The following is a 3926-nucleotide window of genomic DNA, read 5'->3' as shown; positions in this document are numbered from 1 at the left end:
GGAGTTTACGCCCTTCGACTCCGCTCAGGACGAACGGAGTTTGGACATCAATGAAAAAGGAATCCATCGATTGCATTGAAATCGTGTAACAGGAGGCTGTCCGAGAATAGCGCCCGTAGCGAGGGTTGCGAGAAATTTTTAGACCAATTTATTGCAGTAGGGCAGTTTATTCTTGGATAGCCTCCTGGTAACCCGATTGCACGGATAAAAACAACAATGGCTACCATTTATTTGACTCGACACGGTCAGGCGTCATTTGGGCAGAACGACTATGACCGTCTTTCCCCGCTGGGTGAACGACAGGCTGTTATCACTGGAGAGTGGTTGGCTCAAACACTGGGCAAGTCATTGCAATTGTCAGGCTCCGGCACTTTGCTTCGGCAACAGCAGACGTTGGCTGGTATCCATAAAGGGATGTCGAATAGTGGGTACAGTTCGTTGTGCCCGGATATCACCTTTCCCGGGCTGGATGAGCTGGATGCTGGTGACTTGATGCTGGCGGCAAACCCCGATTTTACTGATCGGGCACAAATGGATCTTGCTTTTACTTCAGGCGGCTAATCCTAAGCAGGCTTTTTTTGATGCCTATCGTGCGGCTCTGTTGCGCTGGGTGTCTGGTGATTATGACAATGAATATCAGGAGTCCTGGAATAGCTTTAAATCCCGGACGATAGAGGTACTTCATCAGTCGATCCGTCAGATGGCGCAAAATGACTCTGCTGTTCTGGTAAGCTCAGGTGGCGTGATCTCCGTGATTATACTGCAACTGTTGAACTGTCCGGATACTGAGATGTTTCGTATTAATCGACAGATTCACAATACATCCATCACCGCTATATCTGGGCGCAATGGTAAACTGAGCCTTCATGGTTTCAACAATTATTCACACCTTGAAGTAAAAGGTGAAACAGCTTTGCTCACCCGCATATAAAAACAATAAAAGGGACTCCTTATGACAACCAACGAACCCAAAAAAGATCTGTTCAACCTGAAAGGGAAAGTCGCATTGGTGACTGGTGCCAGTCGGGGCATTGGTGAAGCTATTGCCAGACTGCTGGCAGAGCAGGGTGCCCATGTGATTGTTTCCAGTCGTAAGCTGGATAGCAGTGAAGCAGTTTGTAGCAGTATCCGTGATAATGGCGGCTCTGCCGAAGCTATCCCCTGTCATATCGGTGACATGGATCAGATCACCTCCTTGTTTGATACGATTAAGGCAAAGCATGGGCAACTGGATATTCTGGTCAATAATGCAGCTGCCAACCCTTACTTTGGTCATATTCTTGATACTGATTTGGCAGCCTTTCAAAAGACAGTAGACGTTAATATTCGTGGCTACTTCTTTATGTGCGCCGAAGCTGGAAAAATCATGCGCGAAAAGGGTGCTGGTAATATTGTTAATGTTGCTTCTGTCAATGGTGTTGTACCCGGGCATATGCAGGGTATTTACTCGGTCACCAAAGCAGCAGTTATCTCCATGACCAAAGCATTTGCCAAAGAGTGCGCCGGGCTGAATATCCGGGTAAATGCCTTATTGCCGGGTTTGACCGAAACCAGGTTTGCATCAGCACTGACTGGCAATCCGGCAATCCTGAAACAGGCATTGACGCATATTCCCATGAATCGCAGCGCCGCACCTGAAGAAATGGCTGGAACTGTTCTTTACCTGGTGTCTGATGCTGCCAGTTATACAACGGGTGCCTGCATAAATGTGGATGGCGGGTATTTAACCTTTTAAGTTTGAGGGGCAGAATACTGGTCGATTCCTGATCAATGAAAAGGCCGACAGTGACTGTCGGCCTTTTGTGTCTCCCGTCGTGAAGGCTATCAACTCAGCAGTGTTAGCATTTGTACCAACTTGAACGTTATTGAACACTCTGCTCAGACTTCACTTGTTGATACCACAGGCCAAGCAAATTGCGCTCTTCATCGGTCATACCCGTACGATTGGCCAGTGGCATAATCTGAGTCTGCACAGTCTGGCTATAAATCTTATCAGCCTTGTTGGCGATGGAATCATAGTCGTGGAAAACCAGACCACCGGGCGGTGATTGAAAGAGAGGATCTGTTGGTGTCGCCGAGTGACAGGTGCTGCAGCGGGCAGTGACCAGCTCAACAATATCGTCCTGCCCCACAGCTGGTTGCTCTGCCACCGGTGTCTGCTGTGTAGCCATTTGTGGCCGGATAATAAAGGCCAGGGTCAACATCAACACCGCCACTGCCGGCCATAGCCAGGTTAATATGGCACCCTGATTTCGTCTATTGAAGAAATGACGAACCAGCACTGAAGCCGCTGCCAGAACCGCCAGAATTGCCCAATTCCATTGGCTGCCAAAGGTCATGGCATAGTGACCACTGATCATGATAAACAACAGTAGAAGTGTGAAGTAATTGTTGTGGCGAGAGCGTAGCAGGGCATGCTGGGCAGTCTTTCCAAGACAAGAAGGATCAAAACTGGTATCACCCTGTTCAGCGGCGGCAACCAGTTTTCTCTAGGAAGGGATAATCACCCTGAAGACATTTCCCACCATCAGGGTACCAATCAGCGCACCGACGTGAATATAGGCGGCACGGCCACTGAACAGTTGTGCGTAGCCCCAGGCAGCAAACACCACCAGTGAGAACAGCACCACACTGAACAGTGTTTCCTGTTTGAATAGCGGAGATTTACACAACAGGTCATAGATCAGCCAGGCGGTCAGCAGGCTGAAGATACTGATGGCAATGGCCTGAATGGGCGTCAGCTCAGATTGCGGTGCCAGTAAATAACTCTCTGCCCCCCAGTAATAAATAATGGCCAGTAATCCCATGCCGCTAAGCCAGGTGACATAAGCCTCCCATTTAAACCAATGCAGAGTTTCTGGCAGTTTCGCTGATGAGCTTGTTGAAAAAAGGCATCGACGGACTGAGGTGCCACGGTACCAAACACCAATGCGGTGGTGGTTCTCATTCTTATTGTATGGAGTCAATCAGCTGCTTGTATTAACTACCCCGATAGGTAGAGTAGCCATAAGGTGATAACAGCAGAGGAACATGGTGATGACGGTCATCACTGACTTCAAAAGTCACCAAGACTTCCGGATAAAAGCACTGGACTTTATGCTTCTGGAAATAATCCTTAATGGCGAAATGCAGCTGATAAACCCCTTTGGGAAGATTCAGGTCATCAGTCGCCAGGTTTGGAATGCGGCCATCATTGTTGGTGAGACCACTGCCAACTGACTTCCAGTTATCACCTTCCTGTTTTGACAGGGAGACAGGCACTCCTTCAGCCGGTAAGCCGCTAGCGGTATCCAGAATATGGGTGCTGATGCCGGTCATATCATTTGCCTTCAGTCAATCAATTTGTTCAGACGTAGCCGGGTTATCTTATGTTGCTCGGCAGCGGCAATCTTCAGTTCATGATCCGGCTGATTATTCAGTCGGTCATTAAGCAGTGATAGCATCTGATCCGCTGACTTCCCGGTGGCACAGACAATGAATATATAGCCAAAGCGGGTTTCGTAAGCGGTGTTGCCTTCTGCTAATGTTTTGAGTGTTTCGTCACTGGCAGTGGCTGCGCCTGATTGCTCATGACCGGCCATATCACGGGTATTGGCATACTTTGCTTTCAGGCTGTTTACGTCGCCAATTTTCGGGTGGCCTGCAAAAGCCTGTAGATAGTCTTTTTCTCCGCAAGCTGACCAACTGGTGTCCGCTGTGGATAACATTTCATCCTGACTGGCGTATGGTCGGTTATTCGCCATCAATTCCAGCCAATGGTCACTGGTACAGCATTGGCGGAAAAAATTTCGGGCGCTATCGCTATCCAGACTGTTCAGTTCATCAAGTGTCATGAACTACTCCACTCAACGCCTCTCGGAACCGCTCTCAAAACCACTCTCATAACCGCTCTCATAACCACTCTCATAACCGCTCTCATAACCACT

Annotated in this window: 5 protein-coding genes and 1 pseudogene; 3 read left to right on the top strand and 3 right to left on the bottom strand. The window is 48.7% G+C overall.

Annotated elements, in window-relative coordinates:
- Positions 1-216 precede the first annotated feature (216 nt).
- From KDK15_RS12890 to KDK15_RS12880, 3 genes are read left to right on the top strand one after another with little or no spacing between them, the layout of a single operon-like run.
- Positions 217-561 carry a histidine phosphatase family protein gene (locus KDK15_RS12890; RefSeq protein WP_257295787.1) on the top strand — a complete coding sequence of 115 codons (345 nt, stop codon included), beginning with the start codon at positions 217-219 and terminating at the stop codon, positions 559-561.
- Positions 539-931, top strand: a complete 393-nt coding sequence (locus KDK15_RS12885) for a histidine phosphatase family protein (protein WP_257295786.1) — start codon at positions 539-541, stop codon at positions 929-931. The genes KDK15_RS12890 and KDK15_RS12885 overlap by 23 nt, the downstream gene beginning before the upstream one ends.
- A gap of 21 nt (positions 932-952) precedes the next feature.
- On the top strand, positions 953-1735 hold the full coding sequence (locus KDK15_RS12880) for an SDR family oxidoreductase (protein ID WP_257295785.1): 783 nt from the start codon (positions 953-955) through the stop codon (positions 1733-1735).
- A gap of 127 nt (positions 1736-1862) precedes the next feature.
- Here KDK15_RS12880 and KDK15_RS12875 read toward each other — a convergent pair.
- From KDK15_RS12875 to uraD, 3 genes and pseudogenes are all read right to left on the bottom strand, one after another.
- Positions 1863-2966 (bottom strand): annotated as a pseudogene (locus KDK15_RS12875) (urate hydroxylase PuuD).
- 13 nt (positions 2967-2979) lie between these two features.
- Positions 2980-3318 (bottom strand): hydroxyisourate hydrolase, encoded by a 339-nt coding sequence (gene uraH / locus KDK15_RS12870; protein WP_257295784.1) that lies wholly within the window; start codon positions 3316-3318, stop codon positions 2980-2982.
- Positions 3319-3329: 11 nt separating this feature from the next.
- On the bottom strand, positions 3330-3833 hold the full coding sequence (gene uraD, locus KDK15_RS12865; protein ID WP_257295782.1) for a 2-oxo-4-hydroxy-4-carboxy-5-ureidoimidazoline decarboxylase: 504 nt from the start codon (positions 3831-3833) through the stop codon (positions 3330-3332).
- Positions 3834-3926: the final 93 nt, after the last annotated feature.

The organism is Endozoicomonas sp. YOMI1 (assembly GCF_024606345.1).
Classification (GTDB): Bacteria; Pseudomonadota; Gammaproteobacteria; order Pseudomonadales; family Endozoicomonadaceae; genus Endozoicomonas.
This window is presented reverse-complemented; position numbering and strand designations above follow the sequence as displayed.